The organism is Pseudophaeobacter sp., assembly GCF_048267565.1.
Lineage (GTDB): Bacteria > Pseudomonadota > Alphaproteobacteria > Rhodobacterales > Rhodobacteraceae > Pseudophaeobacter > Pseudophaeobacter profundi.
Window position 1 is genome coordinate 177509 of record NZ_JBLWXG010000004.1, and the last position, 22996, is coordinate 200504.

The 22996-nt window shown below is 58.9% G+C and carries 24 protein-coding genes; 17 read left to right on the forward strand and 7 right to left on the reverse strand.

Annotated elements, in window-relative coordinates:
* Window positions 1-61: 61 nt before the first annotated feature.
* A complete protein-coding gene (ychF, locus tag ACN0VH_RS11635; protein ID WP_278923387.1) occupies window positions 62-1159 on the forward strand; it encodes a redox-regulated ATPase YchF in 1098 nt (365 codons plus the stop codon).
* 165 nt (window positions 1160-1324) lie between these two features.
* Window positions 1325-2245 (forward strand): nucleoside hydrolase, encoded by a 921-nt coding sequence (locus ACN0VH_RS11640; RefSeq protein WP_417700668.1) that lies wholly within the window; start codon window positions 1325-1327, stop codon window positions 2243-2245.
* 93 nt (window positions 2246-2338) lie between these two features.
* On the opposite strand, the gene ACN0VH_RS11645 is transcribed toward ACN0VH_RS11640, so the two are convergent.
* Complete coding sequence (locus tag ACN0VH_RS11645) at window positions 2339-3181, reverse strand: fumarylacetoacetate hydrolase family protein (RefSeq protein WP_417700669.1); 843 nt, start codon at window positions 3179-3181, stop codon at window positions 2339-2341.
* A 117-nt stretch (window positions 3182-3298) separates the two neighbouring features.
* Window positions 3299-4234 carry a LysR substrate-binding domain-containing protein gene (locus ACN0VH_RS11650; RefSeq protein WP_278923384.1) on the reverse strand — a complete coding sequence of 312 codons (936 nt, stop codon included), beginning with the start codon at window positions 4232-4234 and terminating at the stop codon, window positions 3299-3301.
* A 112-nt stretch (window positions 4235-4346) separates the two neighbouring features.
* On the opposite strand from ACN0VH_RS11650, the gene ACN0VH_RS11655 reads away from it, so the two are divergent.
* The 3 genes from ACN0VH_RS11655 (at window position 4347) to ACN0VH_RS11665 (ending at window position 7116) form a co-directional block, all read left to right on the forward strand.
* Entirely contained in the window at window positions 4347-5489 is a 1143-nt protein-coding gene (locus ACN0VH_RS11655) for a TauD/TfdA family dioxygenase (protein ID WP_278923383.1), read from the forward strand.
* The gene (locus ACN0VH_RS11660; protein WP_278923382.1) at window positions 5486-6214 is read left to right on the forward strand and encodes a class II aldolase/adducin family protein; all 729 of its coding nucleotides are present in this window, start codon (window positions 5486-5488) and stop codon (window positions 6212-6214) included. The genes ACN0VH_RS11655 and ACN0VH_RS11660 overlap by 4 nt, the downstream gene beginning before the upstream one ends.
* A gap of 197 nt (window positions 6215-6411) precedes the next feature.
* On the forward strand, window positions 6412-7116 hold the full coding sequence (locus ACN0VH_RS11665; protein ID WP_417700670.1) for a ZinT family metal-binding protein: 705 nt from the start codon (window positions 6412-6414) through the stop codon (window positions 7114-7116).
* A gap of 60 nt (window positions 7117-7176) precedes the next feature.
* Here the strand turns inward: ACN0VH_RS11665 and ACN0VH_RS11670 are convergent, their stop codons facing one another.
* Complete coding sequence (locus tag ACN0VH_RS11670) at window positions 7177-7914, reverse strand: SDR family NAD(P)-dependent oxidoreductase (protein ID WP_417700671.1); 738 nt, start codon at window positions 7912-7914, stop codon at window positions 7177-7179.
* On the reverse strand, window positions 7907-8680 hold the full coding sequence (locus tag ACN0VH_RS11675) for a DUF1365 domain-containing protein (protein WP_278923379.1): 774 nt from the start codon (window positions 8678-8680) through the stop codon (window positions 7907-7909). The genes ACN0VH_RS11670 and ACN0VH_RS11675 overlap by 8 nt, the downstream gene beginning before the upstream one ends.
* 121 nt (window positions 8681-8801) lie before the next feature.
* Here ACN0VH_RS11675 and ACN0VH_RS11680 point away from each other — a divergent pair, with 121 nt between their 5' ends.
* From ACN0VH_RS11680 to ACN0VH_RS11695, 4 genes are all read left to right on the forward strand, one after another.
* Window positions 8802-10163 (forward strand): NAD(P)/FAD-dependent oxidoreductase, encoded by a 1362-nt coding sequence (locus ACN0VH_RS11680; RefSeq protein WP_278923378.1) that lies wholly within the window; start codon window positions 8802-8804, stop codon window positions 10161-10163.
* A complete protein-coding gene (locus ACN0VH_RS11685) occupies window positions 10102-11259 on the forward strand; it encodes an SAM-dependent methyltransferase (protein ID WP_278923377.1) in 1158 nt (385 codons plus the stop codon). The genes ACN0VH_RS11680 and ACN0VH_RS11685 overlap by 62 nt, the downstream gene beginning before the upstream one ends.
* Before the next feature lie 126 nt (window positions 11260-11385).
* Window positions 11386-12645, forward strand: a complete 1260-nt coding sequence (locus ACN0VH_RS11690) for an MFS transporter (RefSeq protein WP_417700672.1) — start codon at window positions 11386-11388, stop codon at window positions 12643-12645.
* On the forward strand, window positions 12642-13184 hold the full coding sequence (locus tag ACN0VH_RS11695) for a DUF3833 family protein (protein WP_278923375.1): 543 nt from the start codon (window positions 12642-12644) through the stop codon (window positions 13182-13184). The genes ACN0VH_RS11690 and ACN0VH_RS11695 overlap by 4 nt, the downstream gene beginning before the upstream one ends.
* Before the next feature lie 164 nt (window positions 13185-13348).
* On the opposite strand, the gene ACN0VH_RS11700 is transcribed toward ACN0VH_RS11695, so the two are convergent.
* The 3 genes from ACN0VH_RS11700 to ACN0VH_RS11710 all read right to left on the reverse strand — a co-directional run bounded on the left by ACN0VH_RS11700 (window position 13349) and on the right by ACN0VH_RS11710 (window position 15720).
* Window positions 13349-13984, reverse strand: coding sequence for a ChrR family anti-sigma-E factor (locus ACN0VH_RS11700; protein WP_278923374.1), 636 nt, complete (start codon window positions 13982-13984; stop codon window positions 13349-13351).
* On the reverse strand, window positions 13981-14499 hold the full coding sequence (locus tag ACN0VH_RS11705; protein WP_278923373.1) for a sigma-70 family RNA polymerase sigma factor: 519 nt from the start codon (window positions 14497-14499) through the stop codon (window positions 13981-13983). Before ACN0VH_RS11705 ends, ACN0VH_RS11700 begins: the two co-directional genes overlap by 4 nt.
* A gap of 192 nt (window positions 14500-14691) precedes the next feature.
* On the reverse strand, window positions 14692-15720 hold the full coding sequence (locus ACN0VH_RS11710) for a LysR family transcriptional regulator (protein WP_417700673.1): 1029 nt from the start codon (window positions 15718-15720) through the stop codon (window positions 14692-14694).
* Between the two features lie 135 nt (window positions 15721-15855).
* Between ACN0VH_RS11710 and ACN0VH_RS11715 the strand changes: the two genes are divergently transcribed.
* The 8 genes from ACN0VH_RS11715 to ACN0VH_RS11750 all read left to right on the forward strand — a co-directional run bounded on the left by ACN0VH_RS11715 (window position 15856) and on the right by ACN0VH_RS11750 (window position 22959).
* Window positions 15856-16632 (forward strand): transporter substrate-binding domain-containing protein, encoded by a 777-nt coding sequence (locus tag ACN0VH_RS11715; RefSeq protein WP_278923371.1) that lies wholly within the window; start codon window positions 15856-15858, stop codon window positions 16630-16632.
* 227 nt (window positions 16633-16859) lie between these two features.
* Window positions 16860-17507: an amino acid ABC transporter permease gene (locus ACN0VH_RS11720; protein ID WP_278923370.1), complete on the forward strand. Its 648-nt coding sequence runs from the start codon at window positions 16860-16862 to the stop codon at window positions 17505-17507.
* Between the two features lie 18 nt (window positions 17508-17525).
* A complete protein-coding gene (locus ACN0VH_RS11725) occupies window positions 17526-18182 on the forward strand; it encodes an amino acid ABC transporter permease (RefSeq protein WP_278923369.1) in 657 nt (218 codons plus the stop codon).
* A gap of 16 nt (window positions 18183-18198) precedes the next feature.
* Window positions 18199-18969, forward strand: a complete 771-nt coding sequence (locus ACN0VH_RS11730; RefSeq protein ID WP_278923368.1) for an amino acid ABC transporter ATP-binding protein — start codon at window positions 18199-18201, stop codon at window positions 18967-18969.
* Window positions 18966-20318 (forward strand): aminotransferase family protein, encoded by a 1353-nt coding sequence (locus ACN0VH_RS11735; RefSeq protein ID WP_278923367.1) that lies wholly within the window; start codon window positions 18966-18968, stop codon window positions 20316-20318. Before ACN0VH_RS11730 ends, ACN0VH_RS11735 begins: the two co-directional genes overlap by 4 nt.
* Entirely contained in the window at window positions 20315-21007 is a 693-nt protein-coding gene (locus ACN0VH_RS11740) for a CoA transferase subunit A (RefSeq protein WP_278923366.1), read from the forward strand. Before ACN0VH_RS11735 ends, ACN0VH_RS11740 begins: the two co-directional genes overlap by 4 nt.
* Window positions 20994-21665, forward strand: coding sequence for a 3-oxoacid CoA-transferase subunit B (locus tag ACN0VH_RS11745; RefSeq protein ID WP_417700674.1), 672 nt, complete (start codon window positions 20994-20996; stop codon window positions 21663-21665). Before ACN0VH_RS11740 ends, ACN0VH_RS11745 begins: the two co-directional genes overlap by 14 nt.
* Complete coding sequence (locus tag ACN0VH_RS11750) at window positions 21655-22959, forward strand: ArgE/DapE family deacylase (RefSeq protein WP_417700675.1); 1305 nt, start codon at window positions 21655-21657, stop codon at window positions 22957-22959. The genes ACN0VH_RS11745 and ACN0VH_RS11750 overlap by 11 nt, the downstream gene beginning before the upstream one ends.
* The last annotated feature ends 37 nt before the right edge of the window (window positions 22960-22996 follow it).

Below are 22996 nucleotides of genomic sequence, written 5' to 3' on the forward strand. Positions count from 1 at the left end.
GCCTTGCGCCGGAGGGCAATGCTGCCTAGAAGCCATTCCCAAGTGGCATCAGGAGGCCGATATGGGCTTTAAAATGGGAATTGTGGGCCTGCCGAATGTTGGCAAGTCGACTTTGTTTAACGCGTTGACCAAAACCGCTTCGGCACAGGCGGCAAATTTTCCGTTCTGCACGATCGAACCCAATGTGGGCGAAGTCGGGGTGCCAGACGCGCGTCTGGATAAGCTGGCTGCGATCGCCGGATCCAAACAAATCATCCCGACCCGGATGACATTTGTTGATATCGCCGGTCTGGTCAAAGGCGCATCCAAGGGTGAAGGTCTGGGCAACCAGTTTTTGGCCAATATCCGCGAAACCGATGCAATTGCACATGTTTTGCGCTGTTTTGAAGATGGCGACGTGACCCATGTTGATGGTCGCGTTGATCCGGTTGCCGATGCCGAAACCATCGAAACAGAGCTGATGCTGGCGGATCTCGAAAGCATCGAAAAGCGCCGGGCCAATCTGGTGCGCAAGCTGAAAGGCAACGACAAAGAGGCACAGCAGCAGGAGCGCCTGCTCGCCGAGGCCCAGGCCATGTTGGAAGATGGCAAGCCTGCACGCCTGGTCGAAGTGGATGAAGACGACGCCAAGGCCTGGAAGATGCTGCAGCTGCTGTCGACCAAGCCGGTGCTCTATGTGTGCAACGTGGGTGAGTCGGAATCGGTCGCGGGCAACGCACATTCCGCCAAAGTGGCCGAAATGGCGGCGGCGCAGGGCAATTCCCATGTGATTATTTCGGCGCAGATCGAAGAAGAAATCAGCCAGCTCGAATCTGAGGAAGCCCAGATGTTCCTCGACGAGATGGGGCTGGAAGAGGCCGGGCTCGACCGTCTTATCCGGGCAGGTTATGAATTGTTGCACCTGGAAACCTATTTCACCGTTGGCCCCAAAGAGGCCCGCGCCTGGACCATTCGCCAGGGCACCTCGGGGCCGCAGGCGGCTGGGGTCATTCACGGTGATTTTGAAAAGGGCTTTATCCGGGCCGAGACCATCGCTTTTGACGATTTTGTCGCCTGCAATGGTGAACAGGGTGCAAAAGAGGCCGGCAAGATGCGCTCTGAGGGCAAGTCATATGTCGTCAAGGATGGCGATGTCATGCACTTCCTGTTCAACACCTGATCCAGCCATGACCGGGTAAACCCGGTTCTTGCAAAGATATATGCCCGTGCAGCGCCCCTGCGCGGGCGTTTTTGTCTGGGGCCTTGGGCGCTGCGACGGGCCGGGTCTTGCTGGCGCTGCGGCAGAAATGCTAGGCCAGCGCGATCAGCGAGGGGAAAGAGATTCATGGTCAAACTGATTATCGACACAGATCCCGGCATTGATGATGCCATGGCGATCTTTTATGCCGCCGCCGCCCCGGATATCGAGCTGTTGGGGCTGACTACGATCTTTGGCAACGTCACCACAAAGATTGCCACCCGCAATGCGCTGCGCCTGCTGGAAGCGGTTGATCTGGAGCTGCCGGTTGCTGAAGGGGCCGCCGCACCGCTGTCCTTGCCGCCCTTTGCCCCCTCGGCGCAGGTGCATGGCGCGGAAGGGTTTGGCGATATTCCTGCCGCCACCCCCAAGGGGCAGCCCGTGGCGGAAGAGGCTGCCGATTTTCTGATCCGCATGGCGCGGGAATACAAAGGTGAGCTGGTGCTTTGCCCCATCGGACCGCTGACTAATATCGCCCTGGCCATCCAGCGTGATCCTGATTTTGCCCGCAATGTCAAAAGCATCGTCATTATGGGGGGCTCCCTGCGGGAGGGCGGCAATATCACCCCCCATGCCGAGGCCAATATCTATCACGATCCGCATGCGGCGGATGTGGTCTTTGCGGCGGGGGTCAAGCTGGTCATGGTCGGACTGGATGTCACCCACCGAATTCTGTGCACCCCGGATGATTTTGCCAGTATCGCGGGTCAGTCGCCAGAGCTGGGCGGCATGCTGCAAGAAATGTCGGCCTTCTACCTGGCCTTTTATGAAACGGTTGGCAAGCTCGACGGGTGCTCCCTGCATGACCCTGCAGCGGTCATCGCCTGCACCCACCCCGATCTGTTCGAGGTGGAAACCCTGCCCATGCGGGTGTCATGCAGTGGCGAGACCTCTGGCGCGACGCTGGAGGCCGAGGCCGGCACGCGCAAGCCCACCGCCGTATGTATCGGTGTCGATGCCCCGGCGGTGAAATCTCTGTTCCTCAAGCGTCTGGCCTTGCTTCCGTAACGGGCGTTGCCGGGTATCAAGAAGGCTGCGGCCCGCAGGGGGGCGCAGCCTTCGTCATTTCCTGGGGCTACTCCGCCCCCTTTGCTGATAGGGTTAGCCCTGCACGACCTTCTGCACCTGCTGGCCCAGCCCCTCGATGCCAAGCTCCATCTGATCGCCTGGCTTCAGGTAAACGGGCTGCGGTTTCATACCCATGCCAACGCCGGGAGGGGTGCCAGTTGCAATCACATCCCCTGGCTGCAGGCTCATGAAGCGTGACAGATAGGCGACAACATGGGCGACCCCGTAGACCATCGTGGCGGTAGATCCGCTTTGCATACGGGTGCCATTCACATCCAGGTAGAGACTGAGGTTCTGCGGATCCGGCACCTCGTCGCGGGTGACCAGCCAGGGGCCGAGGGGGCCAAAGGTATCGGCGGATTTGCCCTTGGTCCACTGGCCTTCGTGTTTGATCTGATAATCACGTTCGGACAGATCGTTGGCAACGCAATAGCCGGCAACATGGTCCAAGGCCTCGGCCTCGGTGATGTATTTGGCCTCTTTGCCGATCACCACAGCCAGCTCGACCTCCCAGTCGCTGGCCTTTGATCCGCGCGGCAGCTCGATATCGTCGTTGGGGCCACAAATCGCCGAGGTCGCCTTGGCAAAGATGATAGGTTCTTTGGGGACGTCCATGCCAGCCTCGGCTGCGTGGTCGGAATAGTTCAGCCCGATGCAGATGAATTTTCCGGTCTGGCCGACACAGGGGCCAAGCCGGTCTGGTTCAACCGCAGGCAGGCTGGCTGGATCAAGGGCGGCAATTTTTGCCAGCCCAGCCGCGCCCAGCGTATCGCCGGCAATATCGCTCACATGGGCGGACAGATCCCTGACCGTGCCGTTGTCGTCCAGAAGGCCGGGTTTTTCCTGCCCCTTGGGGCCAAATCGTAGCAGTTTCAAAGTTAAAATCTCCATTAAGCGCTTGCCCGCAGGCTCGCGGCTGCAGAGGGGCGGTTTCTCCCTGCAGGGTGGGCAATCAGGTATCTTTTAGCGCGATAGTCGATTTCGTTCAAATGCTTAGGCAGGGTGCGGCGGGCAGGGGGTGCCGTCAGTCTGCGCCTGGTCTTCTTTGTCCCCCTGTTTCGTCAACCAGTCCAGAAAGCACTGGGCGCTGTTGGAAAGGCGGCTGGCGGCGGTGACAAAATAGGCAGTGCCTAGGTCTAGGGTTGCATCGGGCCAGGCCTGCAGGGCGCCGTCCATGACCGCGCGGGTGCTGATTGAACGCCATCCCAGCATCAAACCGCGCCCATCCAGAACCGCCTGGGCGGCCTGCACATAGTTGTTGAAGCTTTGACCTGACAGCCGGGTGCGATGGATGCCGGATTTCCGCAGATAGTCCTCCCATCCGGCCCAGTGCTGATTGTGGGGGCTGCGCACATGGATCAGGCGCGCTTGGTCCAGTCCGATGCCGTCTGCCTGAAGCCGCGCAATCAGCGCCGGTGTGCCAACGGGGTATACCCTTTCGTCAAACAGCTTGTGCGTGCGGCCCTCGCGCCAGCCGCCGGTGCCATAGCGCACCGCGATATCAATGCCAGGGGCCAGGTTGGGCAGATCCGAGGGCGGTGCCTGCACATTGACGGTGATTTCGGGGTGGTGGGCATAAAAGTCGGGCAGTCGGGGCATCAGCCAATAGGTTGCCATGCCCAGGGTGCAGGCCAGGGTTACATGGCGGTCTTCCTGACCATGCATGGCGCGGATGTCCTCCAGCGCGGCGGCGATTTGGCCCAGCCCTTCTCGGGTGGCCCGCGCCAGGATCTCTCCGGCATCGGTCAGCCGTGCTGGGCGGGTGCTGCGATCAAACAGATCGGCACCGGCGTGTCCTTCCAGCGCCTTGAGCGTCTGGCTGACCGCCGGCAGCGTGACATTCAGCCGGGCAGCGGCCTCTCGCATCGACCCCAGGCGCGTGACGGTTTCAAAGGTGGCCAGAAGCCGCAGCGGCGGAAGTGGGTCCATTAGTTTACCTGTGGCTTAATATAGCTTCACTCTATTCGATCTGTTTCAGCTGTGAAACCCATGAGATGTAGCAGGGGAAACCTGTCTGAAAACAAAGTGAGCCAGACCAGATATGAATGTGACTTCCCTGCCGATTGCCGCGCCGATGCTCAAGGAAAAGGGGCTGGAGATTGTGCTGTCCGACGGTGCCAGCCATTACTTCAACTACTATTGGCTGCGGGACAATTGCCCTTCGTCTTTTAACCCTGACACGCGCGAGCGCAGTTTTGATATCTTTCAGCTCGGGGAGCAGCCGCCACGCGCCGCCCTGGCGGAGGTGACGGGCGATGCGCTGGAAATCACCTGGGAAGGAGAGCAGCATGTCAGTCGCTTTCCGCTGGAGTGGCTGGAAGAGGGGTGCCGCGCTGCGCCGCGTTTTGATCCTGCCGACATGCCGCGCCGTGCCTGGTATGGCGATCATTATCCTCAGGTGCCGCGCTTTAGCCAGCCGCAGTTGCTGGCAGATCTGGCGCTGCGGGAAAAATGGATCGAGGCAATGCTGGTGGATGGCTTTACCATCGTGACCGATATGCCCGACAGCGATGACGCGCTGACCGAGACGGCGCAGATGATCGGGCAGGTACGACCAACATTCTTTGGCACCTATTTTGACGTCAAAACCCATATCAACCCAACCAATACGGCCTATACGGCGGCAGCGCTGGAGTTGCACACCGACACTCCGGCGGAAGAGCACGCGCCTGGGATCCAGTTTCTGCATTGCCGCGCCAATACCGTGCAGGGGGGCGGTAGTCTTTATTCTGATGGGGTGGCGGTTGCCAATGATTTCCGCGCCCGTGATCCAGAGGGTTTCAAACTGCTGTCGCAGGTGGATATCCCGTTTTACTGCGAACATGACACCTATGACATGCGGTCGCGCCAACGGGTGATTGAACTTGACCAGCATGGCGCGGTTTCCGGCGTGACGATCAGCCAGCATATGGCGGATATTTTTGATCTGAAGCAAGAGCTTCTGGATGACTATTACCCGGCGTTCTGCCGTTTTGGCCGGATGCTGCAGGAAGAGAAGTACATGATGCAATTCGTCATGCAGGCGGGCGAGTGCATGGTGTTTGACAACCACCGCATCGTGCACGGGCGCGCGGCCTATTCGGCCACCAGCGGCGACCGGTATCTGCGCGGTTGCTATACGGATCGCGCCGAGATGCGCTCGACCTATCGCGCCCTCGTCAGCGAAGGGCGGTTCAAGGCATGAGCGCACCAACAGCAGAGGCCGCAGGAGCGGTTGCCCTGCGCGAGGATCTCGCGGCGGCCTTTCGCATCTGTCACCAGATGGGCTGGAGCGAAAGCGTCGGCAATCACTTTAGCGCCGCGACATCACCGGATGGGCAGCAGTTTCTGCTGAATCCGCGCTGGCAGCATTTTGCCACGATCCAGCCCGACGACCTGTTGCATCTGGATGGCGCAGATGACGCGGCGCTGGAGCGGCCCAATGCCCCTGATGCCTCTGCCTGGTGCGTGCACGGGGCCCTGCACCGGTGCAATCCGGCTGCGCGGGTGATCCTGCATTGCCATACGCCCTATGCCACCGCGCTGTCCTGTCTGGCTGATCCAACGATTGTGCCAATCGATAACAACACGGCGCGGTTTTATGGCCGTACGGCCTATGATCTTGCCTTTGGCGGGATCGCTGATGCCGCCGAAGAGGGGGCTCGCCTGGCAGAGGCTCTTGGGGATAAGGCGGTGCTGGTGATGGGCAATCACGGGGTGACGGTTGTCGGGCAAACCGTGGCGGATGCCTTTGAGGATCTGTACTTCTTTGAAAAGGCGGCGCAGACGCTGATCCTGGCGCGATCCAGCGGCACACCGCTTGCGGTGCTCTCGGATGCGGTGGCGCAGAACACGGCTGATGGCTGGCGGGCCTACCAGGGCATGGCGGCGTGTCACTTTGCATTTCTAAAGTCCCAGCTACCGCAGTAAGGCAGAGAGGCGGGCGGAATTCGCCCGCCTCCAGTGGCTGGTATATTAACACATGGGTTGATTTGTGACTTGGCAGTTGACTGGCGGCAACGGCGCGGGTTGCCGTCAGAAGTGGGATCGGCTACGAGCTGAGATTGTTATGTCATAACGTAACGAATCAATTGGGCTAGAAGCTCCCCACTTGGATGGAGACACATATGCCGCTTCCCCTCGCAAAACAGATCCGCGCCCTGGCTGTTGCTAGCTTGACCACTGGCACCCTGGTTGCAGTTCCCCTTTCGGCGGGTGCCGAAACCGGGAGTGACAGTGCCCAAGCTAGCACGCATAGCCATAGCCATAGCCATAGCCATGACCACTCGCACGCTGCAGAAGAGATCTCCAAAGGTTACTTTGACGATGCCCAGATCAAGGCCCGTGCCCTGTCTGATTGGGCCGGAGATTGGCAATCAGTCTATCCCTTGTTGCAGAGTGGCGCGCTGGATGGCGTGATGCAGCACAAGGCAGAGCACGGGGATAAAACCGCCGAGGAATACAAGGCATATTATTCCACAGGATATGCCACAGATGTGGAACGGATCCTGATTAAAGGCGACAACGTCACCTTTTTCAGTCAGGGTGGGGCGGTGCAGGCCCAATATGCAAATGATGGCTATGAGGTGCTTACCTACAAAAGGGGCAATCGCGGGGTGCGCTTTGTCTTTGCCAAGGTCAGCGGCGATGAGGCTGCCCCTGCCTTCTTCCAATTCAGCGACCACCGGATCGCCCCGTCCAAATCAGATCACTTCCATCTCTATTGGGGCGATGACCGCGCCGCCTTGCTGGAGGAGCTGACGAACTGGCCGACCTATTATCCCGCCGGGCTGACCGCCGCCGATGTCGCGGCGCAGATGCAGGCACACTAACCTGCTGGACAGGGCCGCGTCCGGGCTTGCCCGGCGTGGCCATCCACACCGGGGCGGCCCCTAGCGCCCCCGGTAGGCCATCAGGTCAGGCAACAGGCAGTACAGTTTTATCCCCCAGGAAAAAGGGCGGGGGAAATCGGTGCGAAACCTGCGGGACTGCATGGCGCTGAGGACCTGCTGAGCAGCCGAAGTCGCCGTCATCAGCATCGGCATTTTGAAAGTATTTTTGTCGGTCAATCGCGTTTTGATGAAACCGGGGTTTATCAGCCTCACGGTAATGCCACTGCCCTTTAGATCATGGCGCATGGTTTCGGCCAGGCTGATCAGGGCAGCTTTGCTTGCGCCATATCCGATGGCATTTGGCAGGCCGCGGTAACCGGCCAGGGATCCGATCAGGGTAATATCGCCGTGCCCCTGTGCGACAAAGCGGGGCATGATTTCGCCAAGCACCCGGAGGGCGCCGATGAAATTGACATCGGCCATCTGCAGGACGGAGTCTGCCTGCCAGTCCTGGGTCGCCATCGGCTCGTAGGCTCCGGCATTGTAGATCACACCGTCCACAGGGCCCAATTCAGCGCATGTGCGGCGTACGGCAGTTGCATCGGTCACATCCATTGGCAACGCCCTGGCTTGCGTCAGCTCTTGGGTCAGGGCTGCCAGTTTACTGGTACTGCGGGCCGACAGCACCAAGCGCGCCCCGGCCTGGTCCAGTTGCACTGCCAGTTCACGGCCGAGGCCCTCGCTGGCACCTATCAGCCAATATGTTTTTCCCGCCAGTGGCATGTTTGCCTCATTCATCCAGGTTTTTGCTGGCTGTCATCGGTGACAGCCCGGGGGGCGGTGTTTTCAGAAAAGGTGCCCGTTTCAGATATAGGATCAGGGCCTGCCAATAGATCAGGAAAACCACACGAGCCGCCCCAAAGGGACGCCGTAGCGCAGCCCAGAGCAATGAGCGATCCGTTGCAGGTTTGCGTTTTCCTGCCAAGGTCGCCAGCACACCCTGATCGCCATTCTGATAGTGGATGCGGACATTCAACTGATCTTTGGTGAAGCCAAAGTTGAATCTGTATTCGCCTGCGACCTGCTGGAAGGGCGAGACGTGCATCGCCTTGCGGGCGCAGAGCACCTGTTCAAATGTGATGGGGGTAAACCCCTCGTGGGCACAGAAGTAGCAGTGGCGGTGACCAAATGTATTGTTCACCTCGGCAACAAAGGCACATACTTTTTCGTCAAGCAGGGCGACCCAGAAACTGACAGGATTGAATTGAAACCCCAAGAAGCTCGGCTGGGTAACCAACAGTAGCTGCGCTTGGTCCAGGGGGAAACCCTGTTCAGCCAGCACCTGGCGAAACCAGTTGACGCCCCGGCCTTGGCCGCGCGGACCGCCGTGGTGGCGATCCCACAAAGACCAGAGATTGAAGCGATTGTGCGACAGCAGACGTACAGGCAGGTGTCCAGAGGTCGGGGAGAGGTCGCTCACGACAAAATCAACGCCATAGTGAAAGGCGTTGTGCAGCGCGCCACGGCGGCGGTGAAATGTCCTGGCCTGAATGTGATCAATCATACAATGCCTACGTGTTCTGGGCTGTCACGGATCACTCTTTCTGACATTTGCAAAAGAAAATCTGATCCGTTTGATAGGCACCACCGTAACACCCTGAGAACGATAAGCGAATGAGGTAGGCATGCTTGACCAGACACGGGGCCCTAGAAAAAGAATTGCGGTCGTTGGCGGGGGGATATCGGGGCTATCGGCTGCATACTATCTTTCTGCCTATCACGACGTGACGCTGTTTGAGGCGGACGATCGCTTGGGGGGGCATGCAAGAACCGTCTTGGCTGGCAAGAATGGGGATCAGCCGGTTGATACCGGCTTTATCGTCTTCAACTATGCGACCTACCCGTATTTGACCCGCTTGTTTCATGATCTGAACGTGCCGGTGATGAAAAGCGACATGAGCTTTGGCGTCAGCATGGACAATAGCGGGTTGGAATATGGGCTGAACGATCTGCGCTCTATCTTTGCCCAAAAACGCAATCTGGCCCGGCCAGAGTTTTATGGCATGATTGCTGATATCGTGAAGTTCGGAAAGAACGCGGAAAGCGCCGCGCATCACGATGACATCACGATTGGGGACCTGGTGAAGGAGCTGGGGCTGGGGACTTGGTTTCGAGACAAGTATCTCATGCCGATGTGTGGTGCGATCTGGTCAACGCCGGTTGGTGATGTAGATGCTTTCCCGGCGAAATCCTTGGTGCGGTTTTTTCGCAATCACGCCCTGCTGGCCGGAACTGGAAAGCACCAATGGTGGACGGTGAAAGGCGGCAGTATTGAATATGTTCGTCGGCTGCAGGCTGCCTTGCTGGCGCGCGGCTGTACCCTGCGCATAGGGGCCCCGGTCCGGGCGGTTCAACGGTCTGATCTGGGGGTTTCAATTACCTGCGATGGGGCAACAGAGGCGGGTTTCGATGAACTGATCCTTGCCTGTCATTCGGATCAGGCCTTGGCCATTCTGGGGCAGGGGGGCGCAGTGGGCGCGGGGGCAACAGAGCTGGAGGCTCAGGCGCTTGGTTCCATAAGCTATCAGCCCAATACCGCAGTGTTGCACTGCGATGTCACACAGATGCCAAAGCGCCGTGCCTGTTGGTCCAGTTGGACCTACAGAGCCGAGGCCGACACGGCCAGTGTGACCTATTGGATGAACAAATTGCAGGGAATTCCTGAACAAGATCCGTTGTTTGTGACCCTCAATCCAGCAAACTCCATCCAGAATAGTAAGATTTATGATAGGGTAGAGTTTGCACATCCCGTGTTTAACCGGGCGGCATTGCAGGCCCAAAAGACCCTGCGCCACATACAGGGGCAAAATCGCACCTGGTTTGCCGGGGCCTACAATCGGCACGGCTTTCATGAGGACGGCATCGCCAGCGCGATGCGCATTGTGCAGCAAATGACTACAGTATCGATAGAGAAGGGATCCAATTATGCGCATCACGGACAAAGCCCTAAAAACGCAATTCCTGTCGATCTGCGAACGTCTGCATGAGGGGCGGCTGACCCTGCGCACGCCGGATGGTGCGCGCTATGAATTTGGTAACTCCGGGCCGCAGGCCGAGATGAATATTCGCGATTGGTCGGCAATTTCCGCCATGGCAGCGCATGGTCAGGTCGGTCTGGGCGAAGCCTACGTGCATGGGCTCTGGGACACGCCGTCGATAGAGGGGCTGGTGAGTCTGGCCATGCTGAACCGCGACAATCTGGGCGCTTATGACAAGGCGAGCCGCCTCAGCAGCCTGAAGTACCGGCTGTTGGATACGGTGCTGCGTGCGAACTCGCGTAGCGGCGCACGTAAGAATATTCGGGCGCACTATGACGTGGGGAATGAATTCTATCAGCTTTGGTTGGACGAGGGCATGACCTATTCGTCCGGTCTCTTTGCGGGTGGAGATGACGATCTGGGCTCCGCACAGCGCCGCAAGAACAGCCGTGCCCTGTCACGATTGAATGATGGCGAACAGGTTCTGGAAGTTGGCTGTGGCTGGGGCGGCTTTGCCGATCACGCTGCCTCCGAGGGGCGCAACGTCACCGGCATCACCATCTCACGCAACCAGCACAGCTATGCTGAATGTCGCCTGGATGGACGGGCTGAAATCCAACTGCGGGACTATCGCGATGTCCATGGGCACTATGACAACATCGTTTCCATCGAGATGATCGAAGCCGTCGGCGCCCGTTACTGGCCGAGCTATTTTTCCATGCTCAAGCGCAACCTGGCCGAAGATGGCCGGGTTTTATTGCAGGCGATCACAGTTCAAGACAGTTTCTTTGCCGCCTACAAGAGTTCGTCTGACTATATCCGCCAGTATGTTTTCCCCGGTGGGATGCTGCTGTCGGACAGCGTGATCGCCGCCCAGGCGCAACAGGCGGGGCTGCGTGTGCGGGACAGTTTTTCCTTTGGTGAAGATTATGCACGCACCTGCCGTATCTGGGCAAAGCGGCTGGTTGCACAGCGCGCGCGTATTCTGGACATGGGGTACTCCAACAGCTTCTTTCGCAATTGGCAGTACTATCTGGAAATCTGCGCTGCCTCTTTTGCCATCGGCCATACCAATGTTGTGCAGGTGGAACTCGACCATGCATAGAATGCGGGGCAGAACGCGCCTGTACGCTGTCCGGCAGGGCGGGCGCGGGGTGCATCCTGCATTTCGGCGGCAGTGGCAAGCTTTGGGTGGCGTTAGGCAGGGGCTTGCCCGTCAGAACAGTGGGGCATGCCGTTGACGCGCGAACCGGTGAGCCAGAGCCTGCTTTACCCGCGCGTCAGTCTCTATGCCCTGATGTTGGCCGCGGCGGGTATTCCGCTTTACATCCATTTGCCGCGGTTTGCCTCGGTCAATCTGGGGATTGGTCTGGGCACGGTTGGCGTGATCCTGATGGGGATCAGGCTGATTGATCTGGTGCAGGACCCATTGATCGGATGGGCGCTGGATCGTTGGGCGCGGGCGCAGCGGGTCTTTGCGGCTGCGGCGGCCCTTGGCCTGGCTTTTGGCTTCCCCGCTCTGTTCATGCTGCAACCCGGAGAAGGCATCACGTTTCGGCTCACCCTGGTTTTGGTCTTGCTGTTTTCCGCCTACAGCCTGGGCATGATCCTGCTGTACGGACGCAGTGCGATGCTGGCCAAACAGGCAACCACTGCCGAGATCACCCGCATGGCGGCCTATCGTGAAGGCGGGATGCTGCTGGGGGTGGTTTTGGTGGCGATTGCGCCGACGCTCCTTGTCTTGCTGGGGGCTTCGGCGCAGGGCTATCCGGCGCTGGGGTGGGGCCTTGGCACTTTGGCCTTGATGACGGCGGTCCTGGCGCGCAGCATCTGGCGACGTCCGGTGCAGCTTGGCACCGCGTTGAACCTGCAAGGCCTGGCAACCTCCGGTGCCGCCCGCCTGTTGCTTTTGGCGCTGATCAACAGCCTGCCTGTCGCGATCACATCAACTCTGTTTTTGTTTTTTGTCGAAGACAGGCTCGATCTTGCAGACCAGTCGGGCCTTTTGCTGCTGCTCTTCTTTGCATCTGCGGGATTGTCTGTCCCTCTCTGGGCACGGATCAGTCGTCAACTTGGCCCGCGCAATACCTTGTTGATTGCAATGCCGCTGGCGGTTTGTGCCTTTGTCGGCGCGGCCTTCCTTGCCCCTGGCAACCTGATTGGGTTTGCCATCATCTGCTTGGCTTCGGGTGGCGCATTGGGCGCCGATATGGTGATCCTGCCGGTGATGTTTTCCATGGCCCTGGTACGGGCAAATCTAAGGGCATCAACTGCTTTTGGTATCTGGTCTTTTGCAGGCAAGCTGGGGCTGGCCCTGGCGGCCTTTCTGGTGCTGCCGACCTTGCAATGGAGCGGCTTTGAACCCGGAGCAGAAAACACGCCGCAGGCGCTTGCAGCGCTGAATGGGGCCTATGCGATTTTGCCCTGCCTTCTGAAACTGGCCGCGATTGGCCTGGCCATGACCCTTCCGACGGAGGATACCGCGACATGAAAATCCTGACCACCATTCTGGTACTTGTGCTGTTGATAATTATGGCGCGAGACCGGTTCTTCAGCTTTCGCGCGCAAAACCCGGCAGACTACAAGGACAGCGGACCCAGCTTTGTCTTGCAGGAGCATCTCTCTGGCCGCCTGCAGTCAGAGGGGCTTATCTTTGGGCCAAAGGGCGATATGACCAACAGTTTTGTTGCAGAGATGGTTGGCGAATGGGACGGCGATACCGGAACCCTGACAGAAAACTTCACCTATTCGAACGGTAAAACACAGCAACGCAAATGGTATCTGCGGATGGACAGCGCCTCTACCTTTACCGCCACCGCGGATGACATCGTTGGCGAGGGCAAAGGCGTCATCTCTGGGTCAACCGTCAAGCTGAGCTACCTGATCACCCTGCCGGAAGAGTCGGGCGGCTATACCCTGGAGGCGACGGATTGGATGTATTTGACTGAGAATGGCGTCATTATGAACAAGTCTGAAATGCGCAAATACGGCATCAAAGTTGCCGAGCTTCTGGCCACGATGCACCGTTGATCATCGGGCTTTTGCGCTGGTGAAAGCCAGCCAGCCAGCGGCGGCGGGGCAGTTGACCGGGGGCTTGCCGCTTTGGAATGCGGTTGATGACTGCCCCGGTGCCGCACTTCATCTTGCAGGATCGCGGCCCGCGACCAGGCCGCTGTTGCATGGTGGCACGGGGGCTAGATCCGAAACAGAGGTTGCAGCAGGCGCGGTATCAGGGCTTTGAAGCGCAGCGGCGCATCTGTCGCGGCAAGGCAAATGCAGGGGTCACCTGGATCGGCGGTTGGCGTGTGATCAAGGTCCTCATCGCCGATTTCGACGTCGCCAATGCCAAAACGTCCGGTGCTATCGCTGAAACTGCCCTGCAGCACCATTGTCAGCTCCAATCCGTTGTGGCTGTGGTCTGGTACCGCTTGCCCTGCCGGGATGAACAGCAGGCGCGCATTTGACTCGGCATCCGCCGTCAGGATGGTCTGGCGAACCCCCATGCCCAGAGCTTTCCATTTGGGCTGCTGTCCCTGCAGCGCCGCCACGACGGGACCGGGGTAGATGCCAGAACGGTCATAGATTGGTTCGGCTCTGGCCGGTGCATCCAATTGCGCCAGGACGCTGGCGCGCAACCCGCTGGACAGAGGGCTTGCACTGGTGGCTTCCAGGATGGCCCCGCCGACGGCCTGATGGGCGGCAACGGCGGCGCGACAGTCATTACACATGGAAATATGGCTGGCCACGACCAGGGCAAAGGCATGCGGCAGGGTGCCCGCAGCATAGGATGCGAGCAAATGATCTGGGATATGATGGGTGATTGCGGTCATGAGCGCAGCCCCTTTAGGTCATGTCTCAGCCGCTCAAGGCCAAGACGAATTCTTGATTTGATGGTCCCGAGCGGCAGCCCCGTCTGAGTTTGGATCTCTTGGTGGGTCAGTTCCCCCAGATAGGCCTTTTCGACAATGACCCTTTGATCTTCGCTCAGACGCTGAAGCGCCTGCTTCAGGTGTTCGCTTTCCTGCTCTATCGCCAGGATCTGGCTGGCATCCGCTTCAGCGCCCGGATCTTCTTTCAGTTCTTCAGGAACCGGCCTGGCCTCTTTGCGGGCTATGTCAATTTGCCGGTGTCTGGCAATCTGATAGATCCAGGCGGATACCTGGGCGCGATGCGGGTCGAACTGCTCGGCCTTGCGCCAGACTGTCAGCATCACATCCTGGATCACTTCCTCGGCCTGCGCAGCAGGGGTGCCGCCACGGATGACAAACCCCTTCAGGCGCGGTGCAAAGTGATCGAACAAGGCAGCAAAGGCGGCCCTGTCCCTATCGATCTTCACCCTCAGCATCCATTTGGTTTGCTCAGAATAGTTGCTTTGCACTTTCGACACGTCTTTGCCTTCATGGCGAGGGCGCCCGGTGAGAGCGCGCCTGTGAGGGATATCAATGTCGAATGTCATCATACCCAATCTACGAAGGCCACATCTTTTTGGATCACAATAGAATTGCGACGCACCTGAATGTCGTTCGAAATGCGGATTTCAATCCGACTGGACGGGCGGCGATAGGGGGGTGCCCTCGGCTGGGTATTGCAGGGCTTGGGGATCCAGGTCTGCCCCATATGTCCGTTCGGTAATGTCGATGGCTGAAATCTCAGCTTCGCAGGTGGACAAGAAGGCGGCTTCCGCATCGGACAGGCGGCGTGCCGGGTTGGTAATCAGGTAGATGTTCACCATCGGCAGGGCGTCATAGGGCGGCAACTGGCGGATGTGGCCAGCTGCCACATCCGGTTTGGCGACGTGCAGGGGCAGGGCGCCGATCCCGATATCAGCCATGATCATCCGGCGGATTTCATTCAGGCTCGAGGATACCCCGCGCCAGGTATTGGCCAATCCCATCCGGGCACGCAGGCGAGAGATGACTTCAAGCGGCCCGCCTTCGGCTTCGGTTTGAAAGGCCACGAAGGGTTCGCCTTCCAGATCTTTCGGGGTGATGGTTTTGGCGCTGAACAGGGGGTGCCGTGCGCCGCAGTAAAGACCAAAGAATTCCCGGTACAGGACCAATGTGTTCAGATTTTTCGGAAGCGCCGACAAGAGGCAGACCCCGAAACTGGCCCGGTTTTGCGATATTATGGTCTCGATATCGCCGCTTTCGTGCACGGAAAAAGAATAGGTGACATGTGGGTGCGCCTTGCAGAACCGATTCAGAATATCCCCGAAGTGCTCTGAAATCACAGAGCTGGTGATGGCAATCGACAGATGTCCGCGCAATTCGGCGGTATCCGCGTCAAGCAGTGACGGAAGCTGGGAGATCGAGCCAAAGATCTTGGCGCATTCGGTATAAAGCGCATGGCCTGCGCGGGTAATGGTGAACTCATTGGGCTTGCGGATAACCAGCGTCTTATTGGTGGTCTGCTCAAGACGCTTTAGGGCTGCCGATACCGTTGGCTGCTTCAAGCCAAGAAAATTCGCTGCTTTGGAGATGCCGCGCTGCTCGACCACCACCATGAAAGTACGCAAGAGATTCCAATCAAGGTTCCAGGGAAAGCGATGTCCATGTGGTAGCTGCATAGTTTTCATCTATGTTAAGAATGCCTATTATTTATTTGCGCGATGCGATGCCACATGCAAGTCTTTTCTCAGAGCGGGCCTGCCGCCAATAAACGCACAGGATAAATCCTGATTTTGATCAATAGGGAGATCACAATGACATTCCGCCGTACCATCCTTAAAAGTGCAATCGCAGCCGTAGGTCTTGCGGCCTTCGGCATGAACACTGCCGCCGCCGAGGAGCTGGATAGCCTGAAAGAAAAAGGGGTGATCCGCATCGCGATGTCCGGCGCTTACCCTCCGTTCAACTTTGTGAACGATGAAAACGAGGTTGTCGGCTTTGACCCTGCCGTCGGGACCGAAATCGCCAAGCGCATGGGCCTGGAAGCCGAAATCGTCACCACGGCATGGGACGGCATCATTGGTGGCCTCTTGGCCAATAAATATGATGCGATTGTCGGGTCGATGACCATCACCGCAGAGCGGGACGAAGTGGTTGATTTTGTTGGCCCCTACTATTCGGACAAGCGCGCCATCTTTACCAAGCCGGGGTCGGGCATTGCCAGCCTTGAAGATCTGGAAGGCAAGCGTGTTGGCCTGACACTGGGCGAAACCCACGAAGATTGGGCCCGTGATCGCGGCTATGACATCAATACCTACAAAGGTCTGCCAGAACTGCTGCTTGAGCTGGAAAACGGCCGGGTTGATGCAATTGTAAACGACTCGATTGCAGCCATCCTGGCGATGACCGCGAAGGAGCAGGCGTTCGAGATGTTTGCCGACCCCACCACAGAGCCCTTCGGCGCGGGTATTGCCATTCGTGAGGGCAGCCCCGAGCTGGCCGCAGAAATGCAAAAAGCCCTGGATTCGATGATGGAAGACGGCACCTATCTCGCTCTTGCTGAAAAATGGATCGGCGCTGACATCCGCTGATATCGCTGTTCCCTGCCGCCGGATACGGCGGCAGGGGGTTGCCGCAATGGCATGATGGATTACGCGCCTCGGCAATTCGGCCCCTTTGTGGCCTGACCTAAGCATAGAGGCCGATCCCTACCCAAACAAAGTGTGGACCTGCATGATTTCCAGCATGGGATTTCTTTCGTCACGAATGTTGCACATGGCTGCATCGCGGCTGAGTCGCCAGGTCAAAGGAGTGAAGCATGGACTTTGAACTGATGCTCAAGGTTTATCCGTTCTTTCTGGAGGCCGCCTGGACAACGATCCTGTTGTCAGTGCTGACCGCCATTCTGGGCCTGACCTGTGGCACGCTCGGCGCTGCCGCCCGACTGTCACGATTTGCGGCCCTGCGATTCCTCGGGGCCGCCTATGTCAGCCTGTTTCGCGGCACCCCCGCCTTGATTCAGCTGTTCATCCTGTATTTTGGCGGGCCACAGATCGGCATCCAGTTGGATGCCTTCGAGGCTGGCGTCATCGGTTTGGGTATCAATGCCGGAGCCTATATGACGGAAACCATTCGCGGGGCGATCATTTCGATCGACAAGGGGCAGCGCGAAGCCGCCCGGACCCTGGGGCTTAGCAGTTGGCAAGCCACATATCAGGTTATCCTGCCGCAGGCCTCGCGGCTGATGGTGCGCCCGTTGGGCGTGAACCTGAATATGCTGATCAAGGCGACAGCCCTGGTGGCGGCGATTTCGGTCATCGAACTGACCTATACCGCACAACGTTATATCGGCTCGACCTACAAACCCTTCGAGATGTTCCTGCTGGCGGGGGTTCTCTACATGATCATCATCTATGTGGTGGGCCGTGGCGTTGCCTGGCTGGATCGCAAAGTTCAGATTAACTGATCGGAAAAGGAAAGACAGATGGGCCTCGATTTTTCGATTATTCCCAAGTATTTGGATGTGGTATTGCTGGGTGCTGCCTGGACTATGGGCATCACCGTCGCATCCGCGATCCTCAGCTTTTTTGGCGGTATCGTTTTCGCCGTGATCGCGCTTTATGCGCCCTGGATCATCCGCCAGCCTTTCCGCCTGATCGAGTGGGTATTTATGGGCACGCCGCTTCTGCTGCAGCTGTTCCTGATCTATTTTGGCCTGGTGCAGATCGGCATTGACCTGCCTGCCTTTGTGGCCGGCATCATCGGGTTGGGGCTGCATTTTGCGGTCTACAACTCTGAACTGATCCAGACGGCAATCCTAGCAGTCGACAAGGGCCAGATGGAAGCGGCACGCACCCTGGGATTAAGCCGAGGCGAAGCCCTGCGCAAAGTAGTGATCCCGCAGGCGGTGCGCGCCGTGATCCCGCCGATTGGCAACAACATGATTGCCCTGCTGAAAGACAGCGCCCTGGTTTCGGTAATTGGGGTCAGCGAACTGACGCTTTCCGCCCAGCGGGTGATCGGCAAGACCTATCGTCCGTTCGAGTTCTACATCCTTGCCGCTGCCTTCTACTACGTCATCAACCTTTGCATGGAATGGGTGCAGCGCAAGATCGAGCGCCGCATTGCCATCTCCCGCTGATCTTGCGAGACCAATCATGACCGAACAGACAGACTTCGTCGAAATCCGCCATGCACAGAAATCCTTTGGCGCGCTTGAGGTTCTCAAGGACATCAGCCTTTCCGTTACGCGCGGCCAGATCGTTGGCATCATCGGCTCATCAGGGTCAGGCAAATCCACACTGCTGCGCGCCATCAACGATCTGGATCCGCTGACCGGCGGGGAAATCTGGTTGGACGGCGTGCAGGTGAACAAAAGCCTGCCGCACCGCCAATATGAAAAACACATCAATGAAATGCGTCAGCAGGTCGGCATGGTGTTTCAGCACTTCAACCTGTTCCCGCACATGACCGCGCGCGAAAATGTCACGATGGCGCCAAAGATGCTCAAGGGATTGTCGCAAGAGGCCGCCGATAAGCTCGCAGAAGAGCAGCTGGACAAGGTGGGGATGCTGGAGCGGATCGACTACTATCCCTCGCAGCTGTCTGGTGGTCAGAAGCAGCGGGTCGCCATCGCCCGGGCGCTTGCGATGAAGCCAAAGCTGATGCTGTTTGACGAAGCAACCTCTGCCCTGGATCCCGAATTGGTGGAAGAGGTGAACCTGGTCATGAAACGGCTCGCAGAAGAGCACATGACGATGATTATCGTCACCCATGAAATGGACTTTGCGGCCTCGGTCTGTGACCGCGTGCTGTTCATGGACAAGGGCGTTGTTGTCGAGGAAGGCCCACCTGCGACCATGTTCAAACATCCAACCAAGGAACGAACCCGAGAGTTCCTCCGCAAACATATCGAAGGTGCAAAGTGAGCGACGAGATTTCCTACCTGTTTTATCAATCCCGCACGCCGCGCCCCTTTCTGGAGCATGGCGAGGGCATCTATCTGTTTGATGAGACCGGCAAACGCTACATCGACGGATCGTCCGGCGCGATGGTGTCCAACATCGGTCACTCCAACCCGCGCGTCCTTGCCAAGATGAAGGCGCAGATGGACAAGGCCACCTTTGGCTACCGGCTGCATTTTCGCACCCATCCCTCCGAGGATCTGGCGGCAAAAACCGTTGCGATGACGCCGGACGGGCTGGATCGTGTTTTCTTTGTCTCGGGCGGGTCCGAAGCGGTGGAAAGCGCCGTGAAGCTGGCCCGGCAATATGCCTTGACCCAGGGGCAGGGCAGCCGTCACCGGGTGATCTCGCGCTTTCCTTCTTATCATGGGTGCACCTTCGGGGCGCTGGACCTGACAGGCTATGATCCGCTGCGCGAACCCTTTGCCCCGATGATGCAGGGTATGCCCAAGGTGGCGGCCCCCGCGACCTATCTGGACCGCGACAACCTGAGCGAAGAAGAACGCGGCTTGAAATATGCCGAGCTGCTACGCGAGCAGATCCTGAAAGAAGGGCCGGAGAATGTGCTGGCCTTCCTGATGGAACCCGTCGGCGGGGCCTCGACCGGGGCGCTGGTTGCCCCCGACAGCTACTATGGCCGGGTGCGTGAGATCTGCGACGAATTTGGCGTGCTGCTGATCTATGATGAGGTGATGACCGGGGCAGGCCGCACCGGCAAGTTCCTGGCCGCCGAACACTGGGGCATCACCCCGGATATTGTCGCCATGTCCAAGGGCTTTGGCGCAGGCTATGCGCCTTTGGGTGCTATTGTGGCGCGCGCGCGTCTGGTCGATCCGGTTCTGGATGCGGGTGGCTTTCTGCATGGCTTTACCTATGCCGGCAATCCGCTTGCCTGTTCCGCTGGGTTGGCGGTGCTGGAAGAGATGGAAGACCAAAACCTGATCGAAAATGCTGCCCGCATGGGGGATGTCCTGATGACGCGCCTGCGTGCCTTGATGGATCGCTATCCCTTTATCGGCGATGTGCGCGGCAAGGGGTTGCTGACGGCTTTTGAATTTGTCGCGGACCGTACAACCATGGAGCCCCTGCCGCCAGAGCTGGACGCCCATGCACGGCTTGTCGAACTGGCCTATGAGCGCGGCCTTATCATCTATTCCCGCCGCACCCGAGGCGGCACCGCAGGCGACCATTTCCTGATCGCACCGCCGCTGATCATTACCGAAGCGCAGATCGACGAGATCATGACGATCCTGCTGGATGCGCTGGATGCCTTTGCCACAGAGGTGGGACTGCCCATCGCGGAGGCCGCATGAGACTGCCAGACAAAAGCTGCAAGATTGCCAGCGCCATTGCCAAGATCAAACCGGGCGACAGGGTCATGATTGGCGGCTTTGGCGTGCCCGGCACACCGATGACGCTGATCCAGGCGCTTGTCGACCATGGGGCAGATAACCTGACGATCATCAAGAATGACGCAAACGAGCCGGGCATGGGCATCGACCATTTGCTGCAAAGCGGCCAGGTCTCGCGGCTGATCACCACCCATCTGGGCCTGAATACCCATGCGATTTCGCTGATGAATACAGGCCAGATCGAGGTGGAGTTCAACGCACAGGGTATTCTGGCCGAACGTATTCGGGCAGGCGGTGCCGGGATTGGGGCTGTGCTGAGTGATATCGGTATCGGCACCGAGCTGGCGGTGGGCAAGCAGGTGGTCGAGATCGCGGGAAAGCCGCATCTGGTGGAAACCGCCCTGCGTGCCGATGTGGCGCTGATCCACGCCGACCGCGCCGATATCTTTGGCAACCTGGCCTATGTCGCAACTGCGCAGAACTTTAACCCGCTGATGGCAATGGCGGCTGATTGCGTGATTGCCGAGACCGAAACCCTGCTGCCGCTTGGCGGGCTGGCTGCGAATGCCGTCCATACCGCTGGTGTTTTTGTCGATCATGTTGCCGAACTGGCAGAACTGAGCAAGGAATACGCCGTTGTCCAGCGCTAAAGAACGCATGATTGCCCGCGCCGCGCGCGAGATCACACCGGGGATGGTGGTCAACCTTGGCATCGGCCTGCCGACCCAGGTGGTCAACCACCTGCCCAGGGATTTTCCGGTCTGCTTGCACACCGAAAACGGCATGACTGGTATCGGTCCAACGCTGACGCCGGACCTGGCCGACCGCAATCTGATTGATGCCGGTGGCAGCTATGTCTCGACAGTGCCGGGATCGGCCTTTTTCGACAGTGCCACCAGCTTTGCCATGGTGCGTTCGGGACGGCTGGATCTGACAATGCTGGGCGCTTTCGAGGTGAGCGCCAGCGGCGATCTGGCCAATTGGAAGATCCCCGGCAAATTCAGCCCCGGCGTCGGTGGCGGCGTAGAGCTGGCCCAAAAGGCGCGGCGGGTGGTGGTTCTGACCACGCATACCGACCGTGCCGGCAACCCGAAGCTGAAAGAAACATGCTCATTGCCGCTAACGGCAAGGGCCTGTGTGGCGCGGATCTTTACAGACATGGCCGTGATCGACGTAACGCCACGGGGTTTTATGCTTGTTGAAACACTGGGCGGAATTAGCGCGGCAGAAGTGGCCGAGGCCACCGGCGCGCCCCTGCTGCTGCCGGATACCGATCTGCCAGAATTTGAGGCCCGCCATGGAACATGACTTGAACGCAGGCCTGAACACAGACCTGGGCGCGGCCGTGGATGCAGCTTTTGACCGGCAGGTCACCTTCCTGTCCGATTTGACCGCGCATCCTTCGACCCGTGGCAATGAACAATCGGCGCAGGATTTCATGGCGGCGGAGCTAAGCGCGCGCGGCTATGATCTTGATCGCTGGCAGATTGATATCGCCGAGATCCAGCACCTGCCGGGATTTTCGCCGGTGCTTGGCCCCTATGAGGATGCAGTCAATGTGGTGGGCACCCACCGGTCCCGGACACAGGCGGGCCGATCACTCATCCTGAACGGGCATATTGACGTGGTGCCTGCCGGGCCGCTGGACATGTGGGACAGCCCACCGTTTGAACCGCGGGTCGAAGGCGGCTGGCTCTATGGGCGGGGCGGCGGCGACATGAAGGCCGGGCTGGCCTCGAACCTTTTTGCGCTGGATGCGCTTAGGGCCTGTGGCCGCGCCCCGGCAGCGGATGTGTTTTTCCAGTCCGTGGTTGAAGAGGAATGCACTGGCAACGGTGCGTTGGCCTGTCTGGCGCGCGGGTATCGGGCCGATGCGGCCCTGATCCCGGAACCCTTTAGCGAACATCTGGTCACTGCACAGTTGGGGGTGATCTGGTTCCAGGTGCATCTCAAGGGGCTGCCGACCCATGTTGCCTATGCGGGCAGCGGTGCCAATGCGATCGAAGCCGCCTTTCCGTTGATCCGGGCGCTGCATGATATGGAACACCGCTGGAACGCCGCTGAAAACCGGCCCGAAGACTACGCGCATATGGATCATGCGCTGAACCTGAATGTCGGCAAGATCGAAGGTGGAGACTGGACCAGTTCGGTCCCAGCCTGGAGCGTCTTTGACGTGCGCATGGCTATCTTTCCCGGCCAATCCATCGCGGCCGCAAAGGCCGAGATCGAGCAAGTGATCCTGGATGCCGCCCGTGATAATGATTTTCTGCGCAATTCGCTGCCTGAAATTGTCTATCACGGCTTTCACGCCGAGGGCTACGCACTGTCGCGGGACAGTTCCGCCAAGGCGGTATCAGCCATCGCGGCGTTGGATCAGGCGCATCGGTCCGCCACGGGCGAGGCGTTGGTGCGCGAAGCGATCACTGCCACAACCGACGCGCGTTTCTTTGGTCTTTATGCGGATACGCCAGCACTGGTCTATGGCCCGCGCGCCGAAGCCATTCATGGCTTCAATGAACGCGTCGACCTGGAAAGCATGCGTCGCATAACCAAAGCCACAGCCATGTTCATCGCCGACTGGTGCGGCACCGAAGAGATCTAAGGAGCAATCTATGCGCCACGCCAACAGCCTTTGCTCC